23 protein-coding genes and 3 pseudogenes are annotated in these 23,787 nt (G+C 43.3%); 13 read left to right on the forward strand and 13 right to left on the reverse strand.

The features are described 5' to 3' along the window. Positions 1-5 precede the first annotated feature (5 nt). Positions 6-3,133, forward strand: a pseudogene (locus AC6IZ0_RS05945) (alpha-mannosidase). Between the two features lie 25 nt (positions 3,134-3,158). Here the strand turns inward: AC6IZ0_RS05945 and psbN are convergent. Then, positions 3,159-3,290 carry a photosystem II reaction center protein PsbN gene (psbN, locus tag AC6IZ0_RS05950; RefSeq protein WP_200988972.1) on the reverse strand — a complete coding sequence of 44 codons (132 nt, stop codon included), beginning with the start codon at positions 3,288-3,290 and terminating at the stop codon, positions 3,159-3,161. Between the two features lie 191 nt (positions 3,291-3,481). Between psbN and psbH the strand changes: the two genes are divergently transcribed. From psbH to pth, 4 genes and pseudogenes are all read left to right on the forward strand, one after another. Further along, complete coding sequence (gene psbH, locus AC6IZ0_RS05955) at positions 3,482-3,685, forward strand: photosystem II reaction center phosphoprotein PsbH (protein WP_200988973.1); 204 nt, start codon at positions 3,482-3,484, stop codon at positions 3,683-3,685. A gap of 170 nt (positions 3,686-3,855) precedes the next feature. Further along, positions 3,856-3,939 (forward strand): annotated as a pseudogene (locus AC6IZ0_RS05960) (hypothetical protein); the annotation flags it as partial. Positions 3,940-3,957: 18 nt separating this feature from the next. Next, entirely contained in the window at positions 3,958-4,119 is a 162-nt protein-coding gene (locus AC6IZ0_RS05965) for a Sec-independent protein translocase family protein (RefSeq protein ID WP_497725427.1), read from the forward strand. Positions 4,120-4,153: 34 nt separating this feature from the next. Beyond that, positions 4,154-4,792, forward strand: a complete 639-nt coding sequence (gene pth / locus AC6IZ0_RS05970; protein ID WP_271732657.1) for an aminoacyl-tRNA hydrolase — start codon at positions 4,154-4,156, stop codon at positions 4,790-4,792. Positions 4,793-4,910: 118 nt separating this feature from the next. Here pth and rpsU read toward each other — a convergent pair whose 3' ends face one another. Further along, positions 4,911-5,087 (reverse strand): 30S ribosomal protein S21, encoded by a 177-nt coding sequence (rpsU, locus tag AC6IZ0_RS05975; protein WP_200990068.1) that lies wholly within the window; start codon positions 5,085-5,087, stop codon positions 4,911-4,913. Positions 5,088-5,259: 172 nt separating this feature from the next. Continuing rightward, on the reverse strand, positions 5,260-6,120 hold the full coding sequence (gene rsmI / locus AC6IZ0_RS05980) for a 16S rRNA (cytidine(1402)-2'-O)-methyltransferase (RefSeq protein WP_497725428.1): 861 nt from the start codon (positions 6,118-6,120) through the stop codon (positions 5,260-5,262). A 31-nt stretch (positions 6,121-6,151) separates the two neighbouring features. Between rsmI and AC6IZ0_RS05985 the strand changes: the two genes are divergently transcribed. From AC6IZ0_RS05985 to AC6IZ0_RS06000, 4 genes are all read left to right on the forward strand, one after another. Further along, complete coding sequence (locus tag AC6IZ0_RS05985) at positions 6,152-7,048, forward strand: sugar kinase (RefSeq protein WP_271732661.1); 897 nt, start codon at positions 6,152-6,154, stop codon at positions 7,046-7,048. Between the two features lie 20 nt (positions 7,049-7,068). Further along, on the forward strand, positions 7,069-7,920 hold the full coding sequence (locus tag AC6IZ0_RS05990; RefSeq protein ID WP_280793187.1) for a 3'(2'),5'-bisphosphate nucleotidase CysQ family protein: 852 nt from the start codon (positions 7,069-7,071) through the stop codon (positions 7,918-7,920). Between the two features lie 201 nt (positions 7,921-8,121). Next, positions 8,122-8,454, forward strand: a complete 333-nt coding sequence (gene rbp, locus AC6IZ0_RS05995; protein ID WP_497725429.1) for an RNA-binding regulator — start codon at positions 8,122-8,124, stop codon at positions 8,452-8,454. 274 nt (positions 8,455-8,728) lie between these two features. Continuing rightward, positions 8,729-9,490: a hypothetical protein gene (locus AC6IZ0_RS06000; RefSeq protein ID WP_497725431.1), complete on the forward strand. Its 762-nt coding sequence runs from the start codon at positions 8,729-8,731 to the stop codon at positions 9,488-9,490. Between the two features lie 23 nt (positions 9,491-9,513). On the opposite strand, the gene AC6IZ0_RS06005 is transcribed toward AC6IZ0_RS06000, so the two are convergent. The 4 genes from AC6IZ0_RS06005 to AC6IZ0_RS06020 form a co-directional block, all read right to left on the reverse strand. Continuing rightward, positions 9,514-10,401: a hypothetical protein gene (locus tag AC6IZ0_RS06005; RefSeq protein WP_497725432.1), complete on the reverse strand. Its 888-nt coding sequence runs from the start codon at positions 10,399-10,401 to the stop codon at positions 9,514-9,516. A 9-nt stretch (positions 10,402-10,410) separates the two neighbouring features. Next, positions 10,411-10,923: a hypothetical protein gene (locus AC6IZ0_RS06010; protein WP_497725434.1), complete on the reverse strand. Its 513-nt coding sequence runs from the start codon at positions 10,921-10,923 to the stop codon at positions 10,411-10,413. Between the two features lie 17 nt (positions 10,924-10,940). Next, positions 10,941-11,594, reverse strand: coding sequence for a class I SAM-dependent methyltransferase (locus tag AC6IZ0_RS06015; RefSeq protein WP_280801633.1), 654 nt, complete (start codon positions 11,592-11,594; stop codon positions 10,941-10,943). A gap of 127 nt (positions 11,595-11,721) precedes the next feature. Continuing rightward, the gene (locus AC6IZ0_RS06020; RefSeq protein ID WP_271732669.1) at positions 11,722-12,858 is read right to left on the reverse strand and encodes a cob(I)yrinic acid a,c-diamide adenosyltransferase; all 1,137 of its coding nucleotides are present in this window, start codon (positions 12,856-12,858) and stop codon (positions 11,722-11,724) included. A 250-nt stretch (positions 12,859-13,108) separates the two neighbouring features. Here AC6IZ0_RS06020 and fraC point away from each other — a divergent pair, with 250 nt between their 5' ends. Continuing rightward, a complete protein-coding gene (gene fraC / locus AC6IZ0_RS06025; protein ID WP_497725436.1) occupies positions 13,109-13,654 on the forward strand; it encodes a filament integrity protein FraC in 546 nt (181 codons plus the stop codon). A gap of 45 nt (positions 13,655-13,699) precedes the next feature. After that, positions 13,700-14,743 carry a septal junction protein FraD gene (gene fraD / locus AC6IZ0_RS06030; protein ID WP_497725437.1) on the forward strand — a complete coding sequence of 348 codons (1,044 nt, stop codon included), beginning with the start codon at positions 13,700-13,702 and terminating at the stop codon, positions 14,741-14,743. 23 nt (positions 14,744-14,766) lie between these two features. Here the strand turns inward: fraD and AC6IZ0_RS06035 are convergent, their stop codons facing one another. Beyond that, positions 14,767-15,648: a carbohydrate ABC transporter permease gene (locus AC6IZ0_RS06035; RefSeq protein WP_280793156.1), complete on the reverse strand. Its 882-nt coding sequence runs from the start codon at positions 15,646-15,648 to the stop codon at positions 14,767-14,769. Between the two features lie 24 nt (positions 15,649-15,672). Here AC6IZ0_RS06035 and purN point away from each other — a divergent pair, with 24 nt between their 5' ends. After that, positions 15,673-16,314, forward strand: a complete 642-nt coding sequence (gene purN / locus AC6IZ0_RS06040) for a phosphoribosylglycinamide formyltransferase (protein WP_271732673.1) — start codon at positions 15,673-15,675, stop codon at positions 16,312-16,314. Positions 16,315-16,400: 86 nt separating this feature from the next. Here purN and AC6IZ0_RS06045 read toward each other — a convergent pair whose 3' ends face one another. The 4 genes from AC6IZ0_RS06045 to AC6IZ0_RS06060 all read right to left on the reverse strand — a co-directional run bounded on the left by AC6IZ0_RS06045 (position 16,401) and on the right by AC6IZ0_RS06060 (position 18,669). Further along, the gene (locus tag AC6IZ0_RS06045) at positions 16,401-16,997 is read right to left on the reverse strand and encodes a CPBP family intramembrane glutamic endopeptidase (RefSeq protein ID WP_497725439.1); all 597 of its coding nucleotides are present in this window, start codon (positions 16,995-16,997) and stop codon (positions 16,401-16,403) included. Continuing rightward, positions 16,990-18,066 (reverse strand): DUF3326 domain-containing protein, encoded by a 1,077-nt coding sequence (locus AC6IZ0_RS06050; protein WP_497725440.1) that lies wholly within the window; start codon positions 18,064-18,066, stop codon positions 16,990-16,992. The genes AC6IZ0_RS06045 and AC6IZ0_RS06050 overlap by 8 nt, the downstream gene beginning before the upstream one ends. Beyond that, positions 18,063-18,251 carry a DUF8621 family protein gene (locus AC6IZ0_RS06055; RefSeq protein WP_497725441.1) on the reverse strand — a complete coding sequence of 63 codons (189 nt, stop codon included), beginning with the start codon at positions 18,249-18,251 and terminating at the stop codon, positions 18,063-18,065. Before AC6IZ0_RS06055 ends, AC6IZ0_RS06050 begins: the two co-directional genes overlap by 4 nt. Before the next feature lie 97 nt (positions 18,252-18,348). Continuing rightward, the gene (locus AC6IZ0_RS06060; RefSeq protein WP_497725442.1) at positions 18,349-18,669 is read right to left on the reverse strand and encodes a 2Fe-2S iron-sulfur cluster-binding protein; all 321 of its coding nucleotides are present in this window, start codon (positions 18,667-18,669) and stop codon (positions 18,349-18,351) included. 489 nt (positions 18,670-19,158) lie between these two features. On the opposite strand from AC6IZ0_RS06060, the gene acnB reads away from it, so the two are divergent. Continuing rightward, positions 19,159-21,768 (forward strand): bifunctional aconitate hydratase 2/2-methylisocitrate dehydratase, encoded by a 2,610-nt coding sequence (gene acnB, locus AC6IZ0_RS06065; RefSeq protein WP_497726008.1) that lies wholly within the window; start codon positions 19,159-19,161, stop codon positions 21,766-21,768. Positions 21,769-21,899: 131 nt separating this feature from the next. On the opposite strand, the pseudogene AC6IZ0_RS06070 reads toward acnB, so the two are convergent. Next, positions 21,900-23,734, reverse strand: a pseudogene (locus tag AC6IZ0_RS06070) (AAA family ATPase). Positions 23,735-23,787 lie beyond the last annotated feature (53 nt).

Below are 23,787 nucleotides of genomic sequence, written 5' to 3' on the forward strand. Positions count from 1 at the left end.
AAAATATGACCCTCCCCATGTCAAAATCTCACACTGAATTTATTTTGGCAACTATTGAGCAACTGCGCTCTTATTCTCAGGTAAATGTCCAGTCAGGTTGGGTAGGTTGGGAATGTGACTGTCAGATTACTGAAATTGATATATCTAAACTCTCAGTGGGGAAACCTGTAAATCCCAATGCTAAAGCCCATATTGCTTGGACAAGGGGTAAAAAGGTGCTCTGGTTGCTGCAAAAGTTTGTAGTTCCCGAAAATTTACAGGGTTATTCTGTAGCGGGTTTGTCTTTACGCTTGGCTTTGGTGTGGTGGGCCGATGTGGCTGAGATTTATGTGAATGGGGAGTTAGTGCTACAGGGAGATTTATTTGATTGTTCCCCAGGGTGCTGCTAAGTCAAGGGGTGAAGGCTGGGGATGAATTTGTTGTGACTATACGTTTAGTCAGTCCGGGACATGATGATGGTGCTTTGGTGCGATCGCATCTTGTTTATCAGTCTAATGATGATGATCATCCAGATCCGGGTTTTATGGCTGATGAGTTGGCGGTGGTACAACTGTTTTTAGCAAAGTTTGCGCCGGAACGTTTGGTTGATTTGGCGCAGGGGTTGGCGGAGGTAACAAACCCCAGGGGACACAGAGCGCCAACAAGGAGCTACGGGAAGTTTATCACCGTTTATCGGGGTTGATCAACAGTTTAAATCCTAAAATCTACTTATTAGGTCATGCTCATTTAGATTTAGCATGGCTTTGGCCGGTGAGCGACACTTGGAAAGCGGCGCAAAATACTTTTGAGTCGGTTTTGCGGTTACAGGCTGATTTTCCAGAGTTGATTTTTTGTCATTCTACCCCAGCCCTTTATGCTTGGGTGGAGGAACATCGCCCAGATTTGTTTAGTCAAATTCAAGCCCAGGTAGCAGCTGGACGCTGGGAGGTTGTGGGGGGTTTGTGGGTGGAACCGGAATTAAATTTGATTTCTGGTGAGTCTATTGTACGTCAGCTGTTGTATGGTCAGCGTTATATCCAAGCTAAGTTTGGTAAGTTGTCCCCGGTAGCTTGGTTACCGGATAGTTTTGGTTTTTGTGCGACTTTACCCCAGTTTCTAGTAAATGCTGGTGTTGAGTTTTTTGTGACTCAAAAGTTACGCTGGAATGATACTAGCCAATTTGATTATGACGCTTTTTGGTGGCGATCGCCTGATGGTAGTCAAATCTTTAGTATGATGTCCGCACTTATCGGTCAAGGTATTGACCCGGTACAAATGGCAACATACGCTGATGAATGGCAAAGCAAAACCGGTTTTAAACAGTCCCTGTGGCTTCCCGGTGTGGGTGACCATGGCGGCGGTGCCTACCCGTGATATGCTAGAAACTGCCCAACGCTGGCAAAAGTCTGCTGTTTTCCCAGATTTAGAGTTTACCACCTCACAAAAGTATTTACAGCAAATCCAGGAGCAAGCTAACAACCTTCTACCTACCTGGAATGACGAACTATATTTAGAATTTCATCGCGGTTGCTACACTACCCATGCAGACCAAAAACGGTACAATCGACGCTGTGAAAATTTATTATATCAAGCAGAATTATTTGCTAGTTTAGCCTCCCTGATCTGTGGGGTGACCTATCCCCTTGAAATCGAAAAGGCTTGGAAACAAGTTTTATTTAACCAGTTTCACGATATTTTACCTGGTTCCTCCATTACCCAAGTTTATCAAGATGCACTCCCAGAATGGCAGCAAGTGGAAGCAGTAGGAACAAAGATATTACAAGAATCTTTATTAGCGATCGCCTCCCAAACCATTCTACCCCCTCCCCCGCATCCCGAATCACAACCGATATTTATATTCAATGCTCTCAATTGGCAACGTTCTGAGGTTGTCTGTGTCACACTACCTGAATCTCACCCACAATGGCAAGTCTACAACCTTTCAGGACAGCCAATTACTTCTCAAATATCAGCAGACAGAAAACTCCTGTTTCTAGCTCCTGAAATTCCCCCGGTAGGTTACCGCATTTTTTGGCTTTCCCCCACATCCCCAACCCCCCAACCCCCCAACACCCCCGACTGGACTTTAGAAAATGAATTTCTACGGGTGATAATTAATCCCGACACGGGAGATTTATCTAGTGTATTTGATAAAATCCATCAACGAGAAGTTTTAACTGGCGCGGGTAATCAACTACAAGCCTTTAAAGATAGCGGACAATATTGGGATGCTTGGAATATTGACCCAAATTATGCCCAACATCCCCTACCACCCACACAACTAAAATCTTTAGAATGGTTAGACCAAGGCCTAGTACAAAGTCGTGTCCGGGTGGTGCGTCAATTAGGTAAATCGGAATTTTGCCAAGATTATATTTTACAAGCTGGTTCGCCATTGCTGAAAATTGCCAGCACCGTTAATTGGCAAGAAAATCAGGTAATGGTAAAAGCAGCCTTTCCTGTAAATGTAGAAGCTGATTTTGCAACTTATGAAATTCCCTGCGGTGTCATTCGTCGCCCTACTCACCCCCAAACACCCGCAGAACAGGCTAAATGGGAGGTTCCCGCCTTGCGTTGGGCTGATTTAACCGGGGAAACTCAGGTAAATGTAAATAATGTAAATATTTATGTAAATATTTATGGTGTCAGCTTGCTTAATGACTGTAAATATGGTTACGATAGTAAAAGCAATCAATTACGTCTTACCCTGCTACGCAGTCCCAACTGGCCTGACCCAAAAACAGACAGAGGACTACATGAATTTACTTACGCCCTATATCCCCACGGGGGTAGTTGGGAAACAGCCAACACAGTTCAGCGTGGGTATGAGTTGAATATTCCCTTACAAGTAGTTATCAATCCCCCCACTACTCAGGATGCTACACCCTCACCCGGTGAAAGTGTGAGTTTCCTCAATTTATCCGCAGCCAATTTAATCTTAATGGCCTTCAAGCCCTCTGAGGACAACCCCCAGCAATTCATCCTCCGGTGTTATGAATGTCAGGGAGACACAGCGCAGTTAAGTTTACAGAGTCATTTAGGGCTAAGTTTGGGAAATGCTGTAGATTTGTTAGAAGCGAAATCATCCCAGCCGCAAAACTCAATCATAGAACCTTGGAAAATTGCCAGTTTTGAGGTGAACAGTGAACAGTAAACAGCCTGCGCACTGTTCCCTCACTCTAGTCTTCGTGGTCTTCAAAGGGGTCTGCTAACTGCTTACTAGGAGGACCGAAGGAAATGTAAATGGCATAACCCGTGATGGCAACTAAGGCAGCGCCAACGGAAATACTAACAATTGTTGCGGTGTCCATAAATGAAGAATTAATTATGAGTGCTATTATGGTTAAACTTGGCCTAGATTGGCACTGTTTATTTTAACATTTGTTTCGCTGTCACTAAAATTATTTTCCCTATGGAAAGTTATGACTCAGGCGCTTCGTGGTAATAGTAGAATATTACAGAAGATGAAAAAAAGCTTTGGTAACTGAATCTTAGGTGAACTATGGCACAACGCACTAGGTTGGGAGATATACTCAAACCTTTAAATTCTGAGTACGGTAAGGTTGCCCCCGGTTGGGGTACTACGCCTTTAATGGGTGTTTTTATGCTCCTATTTTTCGTGTTTCTGCTGATTATTTTGCAAGTTTACAACAAGTCTCTGTTGATTCAGGACGTAATGGTTGATTGGCGCTCTTTGGGCGGCTAAGTCAATACAGCGCACCTGTACCCGGCTTGTCCGGGTTTTTTTTTGGTTTTATACCAAAAACGTTAGCCTTAAATAAGTCAGCATGATATACATAAGGGGAGTTTTGATTTCGATTCTCCCCGTCCTCACTTGACCGCATTGTCTATTTATAGGAGAAAGGGCGTGAATATATTTGGTATCGGTCTGCCGGAAATGGGTCTGATTATGGTAGTGGCTTTGTTGATTTTTGGCCCAAGAAGTTACCAGAAATTGGTCGTAGTCTCGGTAAAGCAGTGCGGGGTTTTCAAGAAGCTTCTAGTGAGTTTCAAAACGAGTTTAAACGGGAAGCTGAACAAATAGAACAGGCTGTGAAAACTTCCGCACAAATCGAACCCAAGCAACTCGAAGCCACTAAATCTGAACAGGATGCGGCCGGTTCCTCCCCAATCAGTTAGGGAAGGACTAGCCAAAAAATTGATTTAAGGCATAATGACAGAAAGTGTTACGAAACCATCTCTGGTGATTCCCCAACTAATTGTCGGGTTGGGAAATCCTGAGCCTAAGTACGACCAAACACGCCATAATGTTGGCTTTGCTGCTATAGATGCACTGTCTCGTGCTTGGCAAATTCCTTTAGGGGAAAATCGCAAGTTTCAGGGTGAGTATGGCGAGGGAATAGCCCCGGGTAGGGGTAAAGTCCGCTTACTCAAACCTTTAACTTATATGAATCGCTCTGGACAGTCCATTCAATCTGTGACTAGTTGGTATAAATTACCTCCTGAGTCAGTGCTGGTGATTTATGACGATATGGATTTACCTTTGGGTAAAACTCGTTTACGGTTGTCTGGTTCGGCCGGGGGACACAATGGGATGAAGAGTACAATTTCCCACCTTAACACCCAAAACTTCCCGCGTTTACGCATCGGCATTGGTAAACCCAATGATGGCAGTAATAGCGATAAGTCTGAATCAATCTCTCATGTTTTAGGCAAGTTTTCTGCAGATGAAAGTCAACTGATATCTCTTGTGCTTCAGTTTGTGGTTGAGTGTGTAGAATTTAGCCTGAAACAGGGAGTAGAAAAGGCGATGAATCGTTGTAATAGCCACAATATCCCAGTCTATCCATAAACTCCGTGAAAATAATATACCCTCACCTCTGAGATGTGGTGGGGTATATCCAAAAATTTTATGTAATAATTAAGGCAATGTACTATTGCTGATGTTAGGTCAAGCCTAAATAGGTTTATTAAAACCTTCGCTTACGTCTAGCTGATACCGCCTTACGTTTGCGCTTTTCTAGAGGTGTTTCAAAGTGGCGATGAAACTTGACATCAGCTAATATACCAGCTTTAGACACCTGGCGTTTAAACCGACGCAAAGCTGAATCAATACCTTCGTTTTCTCCTAGAACGACTTGGGTCATTCTTACCGCATCCTCATAATCAATACTTTCCACTGCAATTTTAGCCTCAAACTCAGGCAAACATCCCAAGGTACAGTCCGCATTAGGGGCAATTTATTAAATTTCTATTTGAGTTCATTAATTGTAATTACACTGAATATACAGTTGTTAAATCACCAAATCTATGGTATAATCATTGCTCGTTATCATTGCCCAGAGAAAGGGCTAGTTGATACAGCTGACGGCGAGGAAGAGAGGTAATTTTTGCTAATTGCCGGCTAGCTTGCGATCGCGATATTCCCTGAGTCATGATCTGAAGTAATTCAGCTTTGAGTTGTTCCTCTGTTAATTGGGGATGGACGGGGGGATTTCCGGCCACAACTAGGGTATATTCGCCTTGGGGTTCACGCTGGCTGTAATGGGCGATAGCTTCGGCAATGGTTCCCCGCCAAAATTCTTCGTATAATTTAGTTAACTCCCGTGCCAGCACAATCTGGCGATCGCCGCCCCAGACTGTTGCCAAGTCTTGTAAACTTTCTTGCAAACGATAGGGAGATTCATAGAAAATTAAGGTGCGGGATTCTGTCTGCAGAGACTCTAAATACTCGCGCCGTTTTGCTGCTTTAGCCGGAAGAAAGCCTTCAAACACAAATCTATCTGTAGGTAGTCCAGCAGCGCTGAGAGCGGTAATCACCGCACTGGCCCCAGGAATTGGCACGACTGTTATTCCTGCATCAATACAAGCTATCACCAGTTCATAACCAGGATCAGAAATTCCCGGCATTCCCGCATCACTCACCAGAGCTATGGCCTGGCCATGTGCCATATACTCTAATAATTCCGGGATACGGCTTTGGCGATTGTGTTCATGGTAACTTATTTGAGGGGTTTTAATTTGAAAATGCTGTAATAGTTTCCCAGTGTGGCGAGTGTCTTCGGCGGCGATTAAATTTACTGTTTGCAAAATGCGCACCGCCCGAAAAGTCATATCTTCCAGGTTGCCAATGGGTGTAGCAACAATGTAAAGTGTTCCTGGTTTGGGTTCAGTCTGCATGAGTAAAAAAAATTAGCGTTAGGTGACACACATGAATAATCTCAGATCCCACCGGGGTTTATTTGTGGGTTTAATGACTTTGGATTTAATTTACCTCGCTGATTCTACCCCTAGAAATAATCAGAAAATTGTCGCTACTGACTATACTTTAGCAGCTGGTGGACCGGCTACCAATGCCGCTGTCACCTTTAGTTATTTAGGTAATCAAACTCAACTTTTGGGGGTGCTGGGTTGTCATCCCATGACCCAACTGATTCGGGGAGATTTGGCAAAGTATCAAGTGGCGATCGCTGATCTTCAGCCTAGTATGACTACAGCACCACCTGTATCTTCCATTATTATCACCCAAAGCACAGGTGAAAGAGCTGTAATTTCTCTCAATGCAGCCAAAACTCAAGCTAATAGTGCATCTATCCCGGCAAATATTTTACAAGATATTGATATTGTATTAATTGATGGGCATCAAATGGCAGTGGGTCTAAGCATAGCGGCAATGGCTAAAGCTGAAAATATCCCAGTAGTCATTGATGGCGGTAGTTGGAAACCAGGATTTGAGGAAGTTTTACCTTTTGTTGATTATGCCCTGTGTTCGGCTAATTTCTATCCCCCTGACTGCAACACCGAGGCTGAGGTGTTGACTTACCTGAGTAAATTTAATATTCCCTACATTGCTATTACTCACGGGGAGAAACCCATTACATATTTATGTTCTACTGGAATGGGTGCTGTGGATGTCCCTCAGGTTCGAGCTGTTGATACCCTGGGAGCGGGAGATATTTTTCACGGTGCTTTCTGTCATTATATTTTAGAGGGCAGTTTTATGGATGCCCTGGCAGTATCTGCGACAATTTCGGCTGATTCTTGTCGATTTTTTGGTACTCGTCGGTGGATGGATGTTTCGGAATTGTCCACAGATGAACACAGATGAACACAGATGAAGAGGGGGGAATGAAGGATTTACAAGCAATATTGGCGATCGCTCTTGAAGTTAGTTGGGGTGCTTCTGATCTACTCAGGTCTTATTATCATGGCACTGCCAAAAATCCCGATCTTGATATACAGTACAAACACAATGAGCCTGTAACTGTTGCAGATGTGGCTGTGAGTCGATATATTATCGAGGAGCTACAAGGGGCTTTAGGTAATCAAGATTTTGCCTATATCAGCGAGGAGACCTATCAATCACCACTCGGTAAGCAATCCTCTCCATGGGTTTGGATTATTGACCCGTTAGATGGTACTCGAGATTTTATTCAAAAAACTGGCGATTATGCGATTCACATCGCCTTAGTCCAGGAATCACGTCCAGTTTTAGCTGTAGTTGCTATTCCGGAAGCTGAAAAGTTATACTTTGCGACTAAGGGAGGGGGTACTTTTGTCGCCACCCGTGACCAATGTTTTCCTATACAGGTCTGTTCCGGTAAGCCTATAGAAGATTTAACTGTAGTGGTCAGTCGCTCTCACCGCAATGAACCTTTAGATTATTTATTACAAAATTTACCTTGTCAAAATCAGAAATCTGTTGGTAGTGTAGGTTGCAAAATTGCCACAATCCTGGAAAAACAGGCGGATATTTATATTTCCCTTTCCGGGAAATCTGCCCCTAAGGACTGGGATATAGCAGCCCCTGAACTAATTTTAACAGAAGCTGGTGGTAAGTTTACTCACTTCGATGGCAGTTTGTTGCAATACAACACCCAAGATATTAATCAGTGGGGTGGTTTGCTGGCGAGTAATGGCGAACATCATCAACAGCTATGTAAGACCGCAGAAAAGTTAATGAGAGAGTGTCAAAGTTAAGTTTTTACTACCCTCTGTGAGTAAAAAAGTACCATCCTTAAGCTTAAAAGCTATGAACTGAATCAACCTGAGAAGATTTAAAAATGCTGTGCTATATTCGTGGGTATAAAGATTATTTTCGGTGGAGTAACTCCTTTTGGTTTCTAAAAAGCGCCTCTCCGAATCTAACTCTCTACACTTCTCGGAATTCGGAGACATTCTATGTCAATTTACGTCGGCAATTTATCCTATCAGGTGACAGAAGATGACCTGAAGCTAGCTTTTCAGGAATATGGAAAGGTTAATCGTGTTCAGTTACCCACCGACCGGGAAACAGGTCGTCCCCGTGGTTTTGCCTTTGTAGAGATGGAATCAGACGCAGAGGAAACAACCGCCATCGAGGCTCTTGATGGTGCTGAGTGGATGGGACGTGATTTAAAAGTGAACAAAGCTAAACCACGTGAGGAAAGAAGTTCCACACGTGGTGGTGGCGGCGGTAACTGGGGTAACAACCGTCGTGACGGTGGCGGTGGGGGTCGCGGTGGACGCTACTAATCCCTAACATTGCCTTAGTAGTTCCCAAATGACCCTTAGCCCCCCCATTATAAATTTACTTTATGTTGGGGGGGATATAATTATGGTAATGTATATTTTTGTATCGATTTGGCAGAGTGATTGGACTGATAATCTCACTTTTGCTCAACCTGTAAGATGATTAGCCTCTTTAAGCATTGGCGGAACTAATAGCCATAAATATATATCTTTTATATTTACAGGGTGTGGTGAATATAATTACCCGGCAAGTTTTGGCTCAAGATTATCAGGAAAAATGTTGCGCGTTTATCATCTTGTTCTCGGTGCTATTTTATTAGCTTTAACCCCGTTGGGAGTAAAAACTATTCTCCCTAATTTTTCTACTGAGGTAGTAGAAAAGCCCAATTCTGTAGTAGAGACAACTCACAGCAGTCCTTCTCAAACCACTACTGGAATTACTTCTAGTACCATGGAAGGAAATACCTGGCAGAAAATTTTGGGTAAAACACCTACACCCAAGGGGTGGGAAGTTGTCCCTTGTCAGGTAAACCCCTCCCTGCTGTGCGTTTCTTCCCAAGGGAAACTTTTGGGTACCGTGGAAATCGGAGTTTATCCGGTGAAAGAAAATCAAAAATTTCAAAAAAATCTCACAGACGCGGGTATTCCCCTGGGTTCTCAGCTAGATTACCAAAGTCCTGATTACCAAAACAAGTTATTAATTGCACTCCAGACTTGGGTGGCTGATTTCAACGCTAGTTTTGTCAAAGACCGTCGGGATGTCCATGGAAACAAAATTATTTTCTCAGCTTACCCACCACAACCCGCATTAGTTGGTAAACTCCAGGGAATACGCTACGGGTTTGTGGGACTCAGTCCAGAGGGTGGAGTCGAAGAGTTACATATTAGTCATGTCACCTTCGACGGTACGGCTATTTACGTGATGACTACAGCTTTTGGCGCTGACTCTGTTACAGGTAAATTTGAGGAACTGGAAAATTTAGCAATTTTTCAAGCTTACTTTTCGGCCATCGCTTCCAATTTAAAATTACCGATGTGAGGGAATCCACCCGCTGGAATGGGTTAAATCTCGGCTACAGCGCGGGAAATCAATCGTCTGACCAAGGTTTGTGTACCTGTGTGTTCATAGTAATTGGTAGCTACATCTAGAAAAGCCGCCAGATAATCTAACTTATCATCGGCCAGTTGCACAAAATTTTGCAAATTGCCAACTATTGTTTGTGGCGTTAAATTATTTTGGGTAACTAACCCCCCCATCCAACCTTTAACGGAGTCAAAGCTTTCGCCAATGAAGTTCAACTTACTCCCAACATTGTTACCGGGAATCGCATCTTGAATACCTTGGAAAGTCGAGTTTTGCGCTAATTCCTGGGGATTCATGCTAGATAGTGCAGATAATGCTTTGTAAATAAAGTCTGGACCTAGGGGTAATAACCCATCGACACAAACTAAAGCTACCATGCGAATCAGGGACTCACCAGCATACTCACCCAAAGAAGCGACAAAATCGCCGATATTGTCCCCCGGAATCCCATTAATTTGGCAGAATGCTACTAACTCTACTACTAATTTTAGGCACAAATCAATAGTTTGGGCTTTGTCGGCTTTGGGGGTGATATTGTTTAAAAAACCCAACAGAGGTATTTTTTCACCGACCTTGTTAGCTAATGCTGCTGTACCTAGGGCTGTATCTGTCCTGTCCACAGTTTGATAAAGCCACATAGCCCGTTGGTATCCTTGGGATCTGTCATTGTACAGGTATATCGCCCTTTCTCCAATTTGTTGAATTAAATCTTCATCAGTTTCCCCAGTTACAGTTTTAATTGTATTGACAAACCCTACGGTATTTTGCCATTGACCAGGAGCGATAAAATCTAGGGAATTTAACATGGAAACCGTTAACCCCCTAGTTGGAAGTTCATCAACTAACTCAAAAATTGGTTTGTTCACAAAAATCTCCTAGTTCAATTTAGCTAGACCATCAAGGTTAAATTTCTCTATCCAATCTGCGCGATCGCTGGCGGTAAATGATGGATCGCGGGATAATACTTTTACTTGGTAACGATTATTTATCAATATTGCTGTTTGAGTCTGGCCAATTTCCCGCGCGGGATAACCAGCAATTGTCATAGTGCTATTAGAGTAGCTGGCCGCTGTTGCTGGTGTGCTGCTGGTGTCAGAAATAGCTAACATAGCTACATCTTGACCATCTTTCTTTAATTTAGCTTCAGCAAAACCTTTTTTCTCCTGGGTAAATACTCTTTGGTAACCATCACTAGCTATGGGAAAGAATTTATTAAATTCTCCCCCTTGAGTAGCAGTTTCTACAACTGCTTGACCTCGTTTTTGCTGAGTACTTTCCTGCTGTACCTGGTCAAAACGTCCGGGTTCTGCGGGAGTACAGGCTGTAGTTAGTATTAATACTGATATTAACAACCCAGCGAAAATTTTAGACACGCGAGGGAAATTCATTGTTTGTTCCTGATGTTTCAAATCTCAGCAATGCGGTGTGCTATGACAGCATAAAATGGATCTCCACCACCAGCACCTAACCACTGTAAAAAATTTGGCACTGTGGATTTATTCACAATTACCTCTGGAACTGTAAATCCCGGTACTGAGGTGAAGTACTGCTTCACTAATTCCACCCTAGCGGGTTCGGAAGCATCTCGCCAAGCTTGAATCGCTTTTTGAAAAAACATCCGGTTAGAAAAGCTGATAATTGCTACACCACTAGGTTTAAGGATACGATAAATTTCTGAAAATATGGCTTCTGGATATTGTATATATTGCACAGAAACACAATTGAGAACCGCATCAAAACTCTGGTCTGGTAGGGGTAGTTGGGGATGCTGATTCAAATTTTGGACAAAGTAATGATTTAAACGACGATTACGTGCTAATTCCTCGGCGTTGAGTCCATGTCCCTCAATATGGCTAAATTCCATCTCTGGTGGTAGGTGGGATACCCAACTGCTCATCATGTCCAATATACGCGTGTCAGGGCGCAGGCGATCGCGATATAAATCCGTTAGCTGTTGAATAAATCCCTCATCTACATGGGTGACGAAGCGGGGATAGTCGTAAAATACCTGGTCGTCTGTGTTGTCTAATTTTTGCCTTTCTTCGGGTTTGAGGAGCATAATGACCCTATTTTTTACCTTTCTTAGTGGTAAATACCGTAGTAAACATCATTAACATACCACCCAACAGAATAGCGATCGCAACCCCTCCGGTGATTAAATCCAGTAAATTGCTGTTCTCCATGACTTAAAAATCTACCCCCCGTTTTAGTTCGACACCTTGATTCGCATAATGTTTGTGACAGTATACCTCAGAGTGAACGCTAGCTAAATCAAAGTAGGCGGGTTGTTGTTGACAGCGACCAGTAATAATAACTTCGGTATCCCGGGGTTTGCGAAGTAAGGCTTGAACTATGGGTTCAACCGGAAGTAATTCTAGGTCTACTGTGGGGTTAAGTTCATCAAGAATGATGGTTTTGTAGAGTCCCGAAGCGATGGCGGTTTTAGCAATTTCCCATCCTCTTTCTGCTTCTACATAGTCCAATTCCTGGCGAGAATTGCGCCACACGATTGCATCTCGACCGCAGCGTTGATGATCTACTACTTCTGGATATGATTGCTGTAAAGCGGCGATGGCTGAGTCTTCCGTGTAGCCACTTCCACCTTTGAGCCATTGCATAATTAATACACGTGTAGAGCCGGGGTGATTAATTCCCCTACCAATTGCCTGTAAGGCTTTACCTAATGCGCTCGTAGATTTACCCTTGCCAGCGCCGGTATAAATTTCAATACCATCCAGAAAAAGTTCTTTGGCTATGGGGTGGTCTTGGGGTTTCATTTCCGAGTGTAAATCGGCAATATCAAGTAAAGCTTGGGGTGCAGCGCGTCCAGTAGCGATGATTTCTAATTCTTGGGGTTTAGATTTCAATGTCCGTACTACCTCATCCACCCCTAGTAAACCCAAATCTAAAACCGGGTTAATTTCATCTAATACTACAACGGAATATAAACCAGAGGCGATGGCTCCTTTGGCTACATCCCAACCCCGCGCCGCTTCTTCTCGGTCGAAAGAGATGATTTCCTCTGGTCCAAAAAATTCCGCTCTCCCGGTGCGAACCTGATCAATTAAATGGGGAAAACCCCTCTGTAAAGCTGCGATCGCTCCGTCCTCGTCATAATCCCGTTCTGGCCCTTTTAAAAACCGCAACAGTAAAACGCGGCTGGAATCCCCCGGTGTATTGATTCCCAAGCCAATTGAGCGCAAAACTACCCCTAAAGCTGCTTGGGACTTACCTTTACCCGCACCGTCGTAGATGTGAATTTGACCTGTGAGCCGTTCAGGACGCACTTGCGCTGTGCGAATACCGATGCCGTTCCTTGTCATTTCTTGAAAAGCTGTAACGTGGGAATATCCAAAATTTTACCATAAGCCTGCTATACTCTAGATTAACGTATAATTTAATACTAAAAATTCTGGTATGCCTGGGGATTCTTGCTGCATAGATATTCCTAAAAATTTATCCACTCTCAAATTGCATAGGACTTACCTACTCCAGAATAAATCAGGTTATACTGGCAGACCAGGATAACTACCGGATCATTGCCCTAATTACACCTATCCAAATCGATAATTTATGCTTGGACTTGAAAATCTCACAACTCCTAAAATCCTACCCCTCGGTGCAGTTTTGTTTGGATTTTTATTTTTACTAACCGCCATTCCTATAGAAGCATACGTTTTAAACCAAAGGCTAAAATTCGACAAAAAAACTAGTACTTTTTACGCCATATCTATAAATCTCCTTTCCAGTACTATTGGTTGGGTGATATTTTTTTTACTAGAACCAGTATTACCCCTCAATTTAAAGTCAGAATTAATAAGTTACATATTTTTTAATACTTTTAGATCAGAAGCTAGTCAGGGCGTTCTTATTTTCACGGCTTTTACAATCTTCTTCTTTACCTTTTTCATGAAGTTCTTTCTTTTGAGGTTTCTCATACTCTCATTAAAAGAAGACTTGATAAATATCTATACAAAAACACCAGATAATAGTCGCTTAAAATGGCGGGTGACCAGCATTGCTAGATTACAAAATACAAATTTAGTTACCAGTATATTAATCGCGAACTCACTGAGTTACACTGTGATTACCATAATTATATTTTTGAGCAGGAAGTAGACTTCAAACAGTTGTATAATTTTGAACAGATAAGAGGAGTGAAGGATGCAAACCTTATTTAAAGATGTTTTACTACTTTTTCAATTTATTGTCGGGATTTTTGAGGGAACTAGAAAGTTATTTGTGCCAAAGAAAGCTTATTCCTGGCAGACATTAATTTACTTGAGTTTTTATTCTTGGGGACTTTCACTGCTAGCTGTAGGTTATGTGCAAATTATAATTGCATTTTTAGGGTGGTTGTTTTTAATTGCTGGTACTGCCTGGTATACAACTGATGATCCTTTAAGAGTTCCTGGTACTTTTATGCCAGTGGGAGCAGTAATAACCGGGTTTTTAGTTAGTACTTTCGCCTTTGGTCATCCAGAGGATGTAATTACACCCAGAACTGTTGTTCTCTGGCCAACAATATCGGGAATAATTACAGCAATTCCAGAGTTTATTGAAGGTACCGAAACCAAGACTACAGCAAAAATTCCTAAACCAGAAGTTCGGGAAAAAATCATAGTTCTGGTGGCTAGTTGTATGTTAATTAGTTGCTGGATTCAGTTTTACTTTGTCATGGATAATTGGTTAACACAATATCCCACCCTACTCACAGATAATTTTGAGCGTAGTAGCTTTGTGGTGAGAATTGCAGAAACAGAAACAACAGAAAAAAACCGGATACCAGAAAATGGTGTAAATATACTCGATGGTATACAAATAAAAGTAGAACAACAATTAAATAAAACACCTTGGTCACAAGTGGAAAGATGGTTACTAGATGCAACAAATGAAGTAAGCAACTTAGGTAATCAAGTCATCAATGAGAAACTAGGACAATATGAGGAAAGTAAATTATGGAGTACGGATGCGCGGGTAGCTAATATTCCATCTGGATATGGATTAGATTTACTCAGTATCTGGCTCGGACCTAGTTCAGACCCCAAGGGGTATTTTTTACAAAAATCTTGTCGGATTGAACCAATAGCAGTATCTACCAGAACTCCCGTGAGTCTCGGACAGGTAGAGGTAAAAAATACAGTTGCAGAAATTGAATGCGATCGCCTGAGTAAATTTATTGCGGATGAAGTACCAGCCAAGCGTTGAGGGGATGAGGTTTTGGCTGTGGTTTAATCATCCCCCCAAGTTCGTAACTGCAAATAAACAAACACCAAAGTAAAAGCTAACAATACTGTAGCTGCGGCTGCAGCGTAGCCAAAATCAAATTGAGCGAAAGCTTCTTGGTAAATGTAGTAAACCAGCAAGTTAGTAGTATTGAGGGGACCACCGCCGGTAATTACATAAACCTGCTCAAAACTTCGCAATGTAAAAATTGCTGTAGTAACTATGGCAAATATTATAGTAGGTTGTAGTCCCGGTAGGGTAACGTGCCGGAACTGTTGCCAAGCATTAGCCCCATCTAGTTCTGCTGCTTCATAGCGACTGCGGGGGATTGCTTGCAACCCGGCTAAAAATACCACCATATTAAAACCGAGTTGTTTCCAGATACTCAAAATAATTAATACTGGCATAGCCCAAACTGTGCTACTTAACCAGGGAATGGGTACAATGCCCAGTAAGTCTAAAAATCCGTTGACGGGGCCAGTTGTTTGAAATAACCAGCGAAAACCTAAACCGGCGGCGACAAGAGAGATAATGGAAGGCAGAAAATAGGCACTCCTGAGCAGTCCCCGCAGCGCCAGGGATTTGTCTAATAGTACTGCTAGCCCCAAAGGAATAACTAAACTGGGAATGACCGTGGCAACGGTAAAATAAATTGTGTTACCTAAGACTTGCCAAAAATCTTGGGTCAGTAGCAAGCGCCAATAATTCCTTAAACCTACCCAAGTAGTACCTGCGGAGGTGAAACTACCAGCAGTAAAACTGAGGTAGAACAAATAAGCGATGGGCCAAATGATGAAGATGATCAGTAAAATCAGGGCGGGAGACAAAAAAATCCAAGCCGCAAAGGTATCATTATCTAACCAGGACTTAGTATATGTTTTTGGCATTTATCATTTTTCCTCTTTGCTGTTATGACTCTTTGCCCTGATTCTACCCTTAGCCTGGTTGCTCCCAGTATTAGTAAACGCCTTTTATCACTCAGTCAGCCCTTAAAATTAGGGATTATGGCTTCTGGTAGTGGCAGTAATTTTGAAGCGATTGCCCAAGCGATCGCAGATGAGCAATTAAACGCTCAAATTGAGGTTTTAATTTATAATAACCCCTTAGCCAAAGCTGCCATACGGGCAGCTAATCGGGGGGTGGACGCTGTATTATTAAATCACCGTGACTACGGCAGCCGCGAAGCATTTGATGGTGCAATTGTCAAGACTTTGCAGCAGTATGATATCGATTGGGTGATTATGGCTGGCTGGATGCGTTTGGTGACACCAGTGTTAATTGATGCTTTTACAGACAAAATTATTAATATTCACCCCAGTTTACTGCCTAGTTTTAAAGGCATTAATGCCGTAGAACAGGCTTTAGCATCTGGAGTAAAAATTACTGGCTGTACTGTACATTTAGTTTGTTTGGAAGTAGACAGTGGTCCGATATTAATCCAAGCGGCGGTGCCAGTATTACCTGAGGATACAGTGGAAACACTCCACGCTAGGATTCAAATTCAGGAACATATTATTTTACCACAGGCGATCGCACTAGCGGCGCAAAGGTAGTTAACTGGTACAAGTGCGACACCTCATATCTTAACTTAGGTCGAATTGAACCACAGATGAACAAAGATAAATCTCATTTGAGTAGATTATGTTTGATCCATTTTGGTTTGGCGGAATTTCCAGAAAAAGCCGGAAATCCAATTTGTGATCATGTGGGCAATAATTGGCACTAACAAGTTACCGGTGAGCAAGGCGCTAAACCCCAGCATTAAGCCAATGATAGTTGCCCAAATTACATAGGGCCATTGTTGGGGTCCACTTAGATGTAAAATACCAAAGGCTAGACTAGATACAATTACGGCTACATTATCTAGGCCTAGGGCTGGTAGCATCACTCCCCGAAATAAAAGTTCTTCACTTAAGGCCGGGAGTAAGCCTAGCCAGATTAGGTCGGGTAAAGCTAAGGGTCTGATGACTATGTTGAGGTAATAGTCTGCGCTTTGACGGTAGGGAGGATAAAGGCGATAAGCTAAACCACTTAAGGCGGCGATGATTAAACCTAGCCCTAAGCCTAAGAGTAAATCTTTTGCTGACCAGTACCATCTTAATAAATAAACATCGCCATAGCTTAACCACACTCTGGCGACTATCCACAACACAATTGCAGTCACCCCCATAGCTACTAATACTTGGGTGCGTGTCAAGTAGGGAATTTCTGGTTCTTGATTTTGTTGTTCAACCACGATTTGTAATTACTGGCTTCAATGAGGATATTTTAGGACTGAGGGCGGCAGGATTGATGCCGGCTTTATGGGCTACTATTACACCTACGGCCTCTAAATATGAGTTTACCTGCATGGCTGTGATTCCTAAAGCCAGGGCAGGAACCTGGATCAGGGTTTGATTTTCTGCTACGGTAATAATTTGGCATGGCTTTTGATTTAAGCTGATTAAGGCACTACTACCACAAGCATTTGCAGGTACGATGGCTGCATCTACTTCATCTGCCCAAATATCATCTGGTAAAGATGTAGTTGGCTGTTTTTCTGTAATAAATTGGGGGGCGCGACTTAAACCCACAAGTACACATGGTAAAAAAGTATAACCTAATTCTTCGGCGGCAGAACGAGGTGATAAATAGGGGTCTGGGGGTGCGGTTGCTAAGGCTGGAGCGTGGGCGCAGGGTATTTGGAAGGTGCGCACGATTAAATGGCTGATTACTGCTTCCGCACCCGCTAAGGGGTCTACTCCTTGGCCATGACGGTAGTTTTGTACTGCTTCCTCATCCATGTCATCGGGGAAACGGGCGACAACGGCGATCGCTTCTGCGCCGGCTTTGTTAATTAATATTTCTGCCCCTCTGAGGAGACTGTCAGGGTTGCCAATGGTTCCCCAACTGGCTCCTGACTTAGATATCCGTAATTCTACGTTTATTGGCGCATCTGTAATTACATAATCTGTAAGGGTTAAACCCAGGGTTGCTCTGGCAGCATCGGCCGCTTGTAGGTGTCTGAGCCGTAACTCTGGTTCAATGCCTTGGTCTAAAAGTAAACCTATCTTATTATTACGCACGGGACGTAAACCCCAGCATCCAGAGGCGAATTTGTCAAGTCCGTAACCTTCCACATACAGGGTGTTGGGGAAGTTCCAATACAAACTTGCACCATTGAGAACATTGGGGTGAGTGATGAGGCGATCGCACACCTGTGATATAACTCTAGCTACAGGTAAACCATCACCAGCATAACCGCCAATGGCAGCCCCCACCCCAGTTGGTATGATTAAAATAGCTGTATAGGGGCGTTGATTCACTCGACTGATGCACAGTCCACAGTCACAACAGCTTCAACAACAGCTTTTTGCTGTGCTTGATCTACAGAAGTAATCGCCCAACGCAGGGGTTCACCTTGTTTTTGCAATTCCGCTGTAATTGCTGTTTCCAACTCAGTAGGAGTTGCTTGTAAATCAACTTCTGCGGTAATAAAATGGGTTGTCATTGTGCTAAATCTTTGATATTTCCAGTTTCTATAATAACTGATATTAGTTACCAGTCATCAAATAACTGATAACTGATAACTGATAACTGATAACTGATTATTGGTCTTTACCAAACTGCAATTGATAAACTATGTCTTCCTTTTCCGTCTCAATTTTCAAATCAGAACGGGGATAAGCAACACATAGCAAGGCGTAACCTTGTTTTTGTAGTTCTGGACTCACGCCCATCCCATCAGTTTGATCTACAGTTCCCTCGGTAATTTGACCAGCACAAGTGGTACAAACCCCTGCATGACAAGAACTCGGTAAATCTAGACCAGCGGCATCGGCTACTGATAAGATTGTTTCATTTTCAGGAACTTGTAAAGTATGAGTTTTGCCTTGGTGGTGAATTTCAACGTTGTAAGTTTTCGACATATACAAAAGGAGGTGATACCACGCACAAATTAATTATATTATCTGAATTAGTTAAAAATATTGCAGATATTCTCATAAATATTTAGATGAATTTGGGCAAAAGATAGAAATTGACCTCTCCTGGGGGTTTAAAGCTACACAACAGAGCTAAAGCGGCTCCATCTCGCCTTGTAGTTTCGGTTTCCCAGAGGGTGAAAAACTCACCTACACTCAAGTTTTACTAGAAGGGAACAGGGAATAGGCTTAAAGCTCACTATTTGTAATGGTTTCATTATCTGTTTTTGTTGTCACCTGCTTGGCGGTTGCTATATATCAAAGGTGAAAGATATTGAATTAGTCAAAACTATACTTTGAGTATAAAACAAAATTACTAATAACCAATTACCTGTGAGGCTTTTAGGTATAAAAATCAGGTGAACTTTGATAGCTAAATTTTGCCGAAAAATATTTGATAATTAAGGGGAGAACATCCCAATGGAGAACACCAAAATGCTAGAACAATACCGTCATCATGTTGCGGAACGCGCCCAAGTCGGTATTCCCCCTTTACCATTGGATGGGAAGCAAACCTCAGAACTTGGCGAATTGTTGCAAAATCCGCCAGTAGGTGAAGAAGATACATTATTACATTTATTGCGCGATCGCGTCCCCCCCGGTGTAGATGCAGCAGCTTATGTGAAAGCGGGATTTCTCACAGCCATTGCTAAAGGCGAAATTACCAGTCCTTTAGTTTCCCCCATCGCCGCAGTAGAATTACTGGGAACGATGGTAGGAGGATACAATGTTCAATCCTTAATTGATTTACTGCAAATTACCGGGGATGAAGCGATCGCCGCCCACGCAGCCACTGCCCTGAGTAAAATTCTGTTGGTGTATGATGCCTTTCATGATGTTTTGGAATTATCCCAAAGCAATCCTTACGCCAAGCGGGTAATTGACTCCTGGGCTAATGCGGAATGGTTTACCAGTCGTGAGAAACTAGCAGAAGCGATTACGGTGACAGTATTTAAAGTCCCAGGGGAAACCAACACCGATGACCTATCCCCCGCCACCCACGCCACCACCCGCCCGGATATTCCCTTACACGCCTTAGCCATGCTAGAATCAAGGCAACCAGGGAGTTTAGAAACCATTGCCGAATTAAAGCAAAAAGGACATCCTGTGGCTTATGTGGGTGATGTTGTGGGTACTGGTTCCTCGCGCAAATCTGCCATTAACTCGGTATTGTGGCATTTAGGAAATGATATTCCTTATGTACCGAACAAACGCGCCGGGGGTTATATTTTAGGTAGTGCGATCGCACCGATTTTCTTTAACACGGCTGAAGATGCTGGTGCTTTACCCATTCAATGCGATGTAGGTAACTTAGAAACCGGTATGGTAATTACCATCCATCCCTACAAAGGCGAAATTACCAACGAGGCCGGCGAGGTCATTTCCACCTTCACCCTCAAACCCGAAACCATCCTAGATGAAGTCCGCGCTGGTGGACGTATCCCCCTACTCATTGGGCGTACCCTCACCGACAAAACCCGGGAAGCCTTGGGTTTATCACCCAGCACTGTATTTATTCGTCCCCAACCACCCCATGATACAGGCAAAGGTTATACCCTCGCCCAGAAAATGGTAGGTAAAGCTTGCGGTTTACCCGGTGTCCGTCCGGGGACATCCTGCGAACCCCTGATGACTACCGTTGGTTCTCAGGATACCACAGGCCCCATGACCCGGGACGAATTAAAAGAACTAGCCTGTCTGGGTTTCAGTGCTGACCTAGTTATGCAGAGTTTCTGTCACACTGCGGCTTATCCCAAACCCGTAGACATTAAAACTCACCAAGAATTACCAGATTTCTTTGCCCAGCGTGGTGGTGTAGCCTTACGTCCTGGGGATGGTATTATTCACTCTTGGTTAAACCGGATGCTATTACCTGACACGGTGGGAACAGGGGGCGACTCCCATACCCGCTTCCCCTTGGGTATTTCCTTCCCCGCAGGTTCTGGGTTAGTAGCCTTTGCGGGTGCGTTGGGTGTCATGCCCCTGGATATGCCAGAATCAGTATTAGTCAGGTTCAAAGGTGAATTACAACCGGGTATCACCTTACGGGATATTGTCAATGCTATTCCTTACGTGGCCATTCAAAAAGGTTTGCTGACCGTAGAAAAGAAAAACAAGAAAAACGTCTTTTCAGGGCGGATTCTAGAAATGGAAGGCTTACCCAATTTGAAAGTAGAACAAGCCTTTGAACTTACCGATGCTTCCGCAGAACGTTCTTGTGCAGGTTGCACAATTAAGCTGAGTGTTGAGACAATTTCGGAATATCTGCGTTCTAATGTCACCCTGTTAAAGAATATGGTAGCTAGGGGTTACACCGATGCACGTACCATTATGCGCCGGGTGGCGAAAATGGAAGAATGGTTAGCTAACCCCACGCTCATGGAAGCTGATGGAGATGCAGAGTATGCAGAAATCATTGACATTGATTTGAATGAAATCACAGAACCCATTGTCGCTGCACCTAATGACCCTGATAATGTGAAATTATTATCAGAGGTTGCCAATGACCCGGTACAAGAAGTTTTTGTTGGTTCTTGTATGACCAATATCGGTCATTATCGCGCCACTGGTAAAGTTTTAGAAGGTGCTGGTGTGGTGAAAACTCGCCTGTGGATTTGTCCGCCTACCCGCATGGATGAACACCAACTCAAACAAGAGGGTGTGTATAATATCTTTGAAGGGGCGAATGCACGTACAGAAATGCCTGGATGTAGTTTATGTATGGGTAATCAGGCGCGAGTTGCAGATGGGACAACTGTTTTTTCTACTTCGACTCGTAACTTCAATAATCGCATGGGTAAAGATGCGCGAGTTTACCTTGGTTCTGCGGAGTTAGCCGCCGTTTGTGCGTTGCTGGGGCGCATTCCCACAGTGCAGGAATATTTAGATATTGTGGCACAAAAGATTCATCCTTTTGCTGGTGATTTGTATCGCTATTTGAATTTTGATCAAATTGCTGGTTTTGAGGATGAAGGGCGAGTTGTTGCTGTGGAAGATATGCCCAAACTTGAGGATATTTTAGGTATGTCAGCAGCGACGAGGTAGATTATTAATTGGGGTGGGCGTTGCTCACCTGATAGTACAGGAGTCAAAAGATAGTTTTTTACCTCCTGTGCAGTTCTTTAAGCAGAGGGTTGGGGCAATTCATTTATTTATTGCCCCTGGCTATGGTTGAATTAAACTGTACGTTGCTGGATTAAAGCTTCATAAGAAGCTTGGAAATCATCAACAGTAATCTTGATGGCAGCAGTATCTGTTTCACCTTGAGACCTAAACCGGCGAATTGCTTCTACAGCGGCCTGATTGCAGAGTAATACTAAATCCGCACCATTCCAACCTTCTGTCACCTTAGCCCAGTGTTCCAAATCTACATTTAAAAGAGGTCTGCCTTGATTGTAAACTTGCAAAATCTTGCACCGACTATCTAAATTCGGTAAATCTACTTTTAATTGTAAATCTAACCGCCCTGCCCGTAACAGAGCAGGATCTATGGCATCAGGACGATTGGTAGCCCCAATTACCAAAATATTTGCGCCAGTTCCTAAACCATCTAATTCCGTGAGTAATTGTCCTACTACCCGGTTACTGACTCCTGAATCACCGGTGTAAGTCCCCCGTGCTGGCGCTAATGTATCAAGTTCATCGATAAATATTACACAGGGATCTGCTTGTCGCGCCTTGGCAAATAACTCCCTAACTGCTTGTTCACTGGCTCCCACCCAACGGCTAAGTAAATCTGGTCCATTAATACCAATAAAGTTAGCTCGTGCTTGGGAAGCCACAGCCTTGGCTAATAATGTTTTCCCAGTACCGGGAGGACCCACAAGAGTATTCCCTTGGGCGCTCTGGCTTTTGTTTCTTTGTAGAGTTCTGGATACAACAAAGCCCCTTCCACAGATTCCCGCAAGGTCTGTTTTATGGTTTCCAAGCCCCCAATATCTTCCCATTCCACATGAGGAACTTCAACTTCCATGCTACGAAGTACTGCTGGTTTGATTTCCTTGAGCGCCTGCAAGAAATCAGATTGCTGCACCGTAATAACTTCTGGAATTGGCATATCAATGGAAGGAACCTGACGGCGTAAAGCTGTGTATGCTGCTTTTTGACAGACAGCTTTTAAGTCAGCCCCCACAAATCCCACGGTGCGATCGGCAATAAACTCCAGATCAACTGTATTATCTAAGGGCATAGCACGAGTCAGGACTTGCAGGATTTCTTTGCGCCCATTGATATCTGGAACTCGAAACTGAATTTCTCTGTCGAATCGTCCGGGACGGCGTAGAGCTGGGTCAAGATGATCAGGGCGATTAGTAGCTCCGAGTAAAATCACGCCTTTGTTGTGGGAGAAACCATCCATGAGGCTCAATAGTTGGGCAACTAAACGCTTTTCTACTTCCCCTTCTACTGCACTACGGTCTGGGGCCAAGCTATCGATTTCGTCAATAAAGATAATACAAGGAGCATTTTTAGCAGCTTTTTCAAAAATAGCCCGCAGTTTTTGCTCTGCTTCACCATAATATTTGGTGATGACTTCAGGGCCAACAAGGGCAATGTAGTTAACCCCCAGTTCTTCAGCTAACGCACGGGCTGTGAGTGTTTTGCCGGTACCGGGGCGACCTACTAATAATACCCCATGTGTAGGTTCGAGTCCTAACTTAACTAGCAGGTCAGGGCGTTTTAAAGGAATAGCAATCAGTTCTTTGAGTTCTTTGAGTTCTTGGTTCAATCCCCCAATATCTTTGAGGGTTATACCTAAATTACCTTCGGGTTGTATATTTGGGTCAGATGCACCTGTATCACGTGCAGGGGAAGATGGGGTACGAATGGAAGTAGTACCAACATTACTAGTTGTATTATTATTAGTACGGGGAATGTTACCGGTTCTGGGAATACTGCTTAATGAACGTGAGTTAAACTGCACATCAGTTTTAATTTGTCCATTTTCCACTTTTTCTTCTAGAGTTTTCACCAACTCTATAAACTGCTCAAATCCCTTGAATAAATCACTCATAAAGTTCCTCGAAAAATGAATTGAGAAAATATATCTTAGGCTACATACAGCTT

The sequence above is a fragment of the Anabaenopsis sp. NIES-4685 genome, from assembly GCF_059725405.1.

What these genes read in the sequence shown, in the direction of transcription:
- rpsU (WP_200990068.1), bottom strand. Translation starts at nt 5,087, where the DNA reads ATGACCCAAGTCGTTCTAGGAGAAAACGAAGGTATTGATTCAGCTTTG.
- AC6IZ0_RS05985 (WP_271732661.1), top strand. Translation starts at nt 6,152, where the DNA reads ATGAATAATCTCAGATCCCACCGGGGTTTATTTGTGGGTTTAATGACT.
- AC6IZ0_RS06015 (WP_280801633.1), bottom strand. Translation starts at nt 11,594, where the DNA reads ATGCTCCTCAAACCCGAAGAAAGGCAAAAATTAGACAACACAGACGAC.
- AC6IZ0_RS06035 (WP_280793156.1), bottom strand. Translation starts at nt 15,648, where the DNA reads ATGCCAAAAACATATACTAAGTCCTGGTTAGATAATGATACCTTTGCG.
- AC6IZ0_RS06020 (WP_271732669.1), bottom strand. Translation starts at nt 12,858, where the DNA reads ATGACAAGGAACGGCATCGGTATTCGCACAGCGCAAGTGCGTCCTGAA.
- AC6IZ0_RS06010 (WP_497725434.1), bottom strand. Translation starts at nt 10,923, where the DNA reads ATGAATTTCCCTCGCGTGTCTAAAATTTTCGCTGGGTTGTTAATATCA.
- purN (WP_271732673.1), top strand. Translation starts at nt 15,673, where the DNA reads ATGACTCTTTGCCCTGATTCTACCCTTAGCCTGGTTGCTCCCAGTATT.
- acnB (WP_497726008.1), top strand. Translation starts at nt 19,159, where the DNA reads ATGCTAGAACAATACCGTCATCATGTTGCGGAACGCGCCCAAGTCGGT.
- AC6IZ0_RS06060 (WP_497725442.1), bottom strand. Translation starts at nt 18,669, where the DNA reads ATGTCGAAAACTTACAACGTTGAAATTCACCACCAAGGCAAAACTCAT.
- rsmI (WP_497725428.1), bottom strand. Translation starts at nt 6,120, where the DNA reads ATGCAGACTGAACCCAAACCAGGAACACTTTACATTGTTGCTACACCC.
- psbH (WP_200988973.1), top strand. Translation starts at nt 3,482, where the DNA reads ATGGCACAACGCACTAGGTTGGGAGATATACTCAAACCTTTAAATTCT.
- AC6IZ0_RS06000 (WP_497725431.1), top strand. Translation starts at nt 8,729, where the DNA reads ATGTTGCGCGTTTATCATCTTGTTCTCGGTGCTATTTTATTAGCTTTA.
- AC6IZ0_RS05990 (WP_280793187.1), top strand. Translation starts at nt 7,069, where the DNA reads ATGAAGGATTTACAAGCAATATTGGCGATCGCTCTTGAAGTTAGTTGG.
- fraD (WP_497725437.1), top strand. Translation starts at nt 13,700, where the DNA reads ATGCAAACCTTATTTAAAGATGTTTTACTACTTTTTCAATTTATTGTC.
- rbp (WP_497725429.1), top strand. Translation starts at nt 8,122, where the DNA reads ATGTCAATTTACGTCGGCAATTTATCCTATCAGGTGACAGAAGATGAC.
- AC6IZ0_RS06055 (WP_497725441.1), bottom strand. Translation starts at nt 18,251, where the DNA reads ATGACAACCCATTTTATTACCGCAGAAGTTGATTTACAAGCAACTCCT.
- pth (WP_271732657.1), top strand. Translation starts at nt 4,154, where the DNA reads ATGACAGAAAGTGTTACGAAACCATCTCTGGTGATTCCCCAACTAATT.
- psbN (WP_200988972.1), bottom strand. Translation starts at nt 3,290, where the DNA reads ATGGACACCGCAACAATTGTTAGTATTTCCGTTGGCGCTGCCTTAGTT.
- fraC (WP_497725436.1), top strand. Translation starts at nt 13,109, where the DNA reads ATGCTTGGACTTGAAAATCTCACAACTCCTAAAATCCTACCCCTCGGT.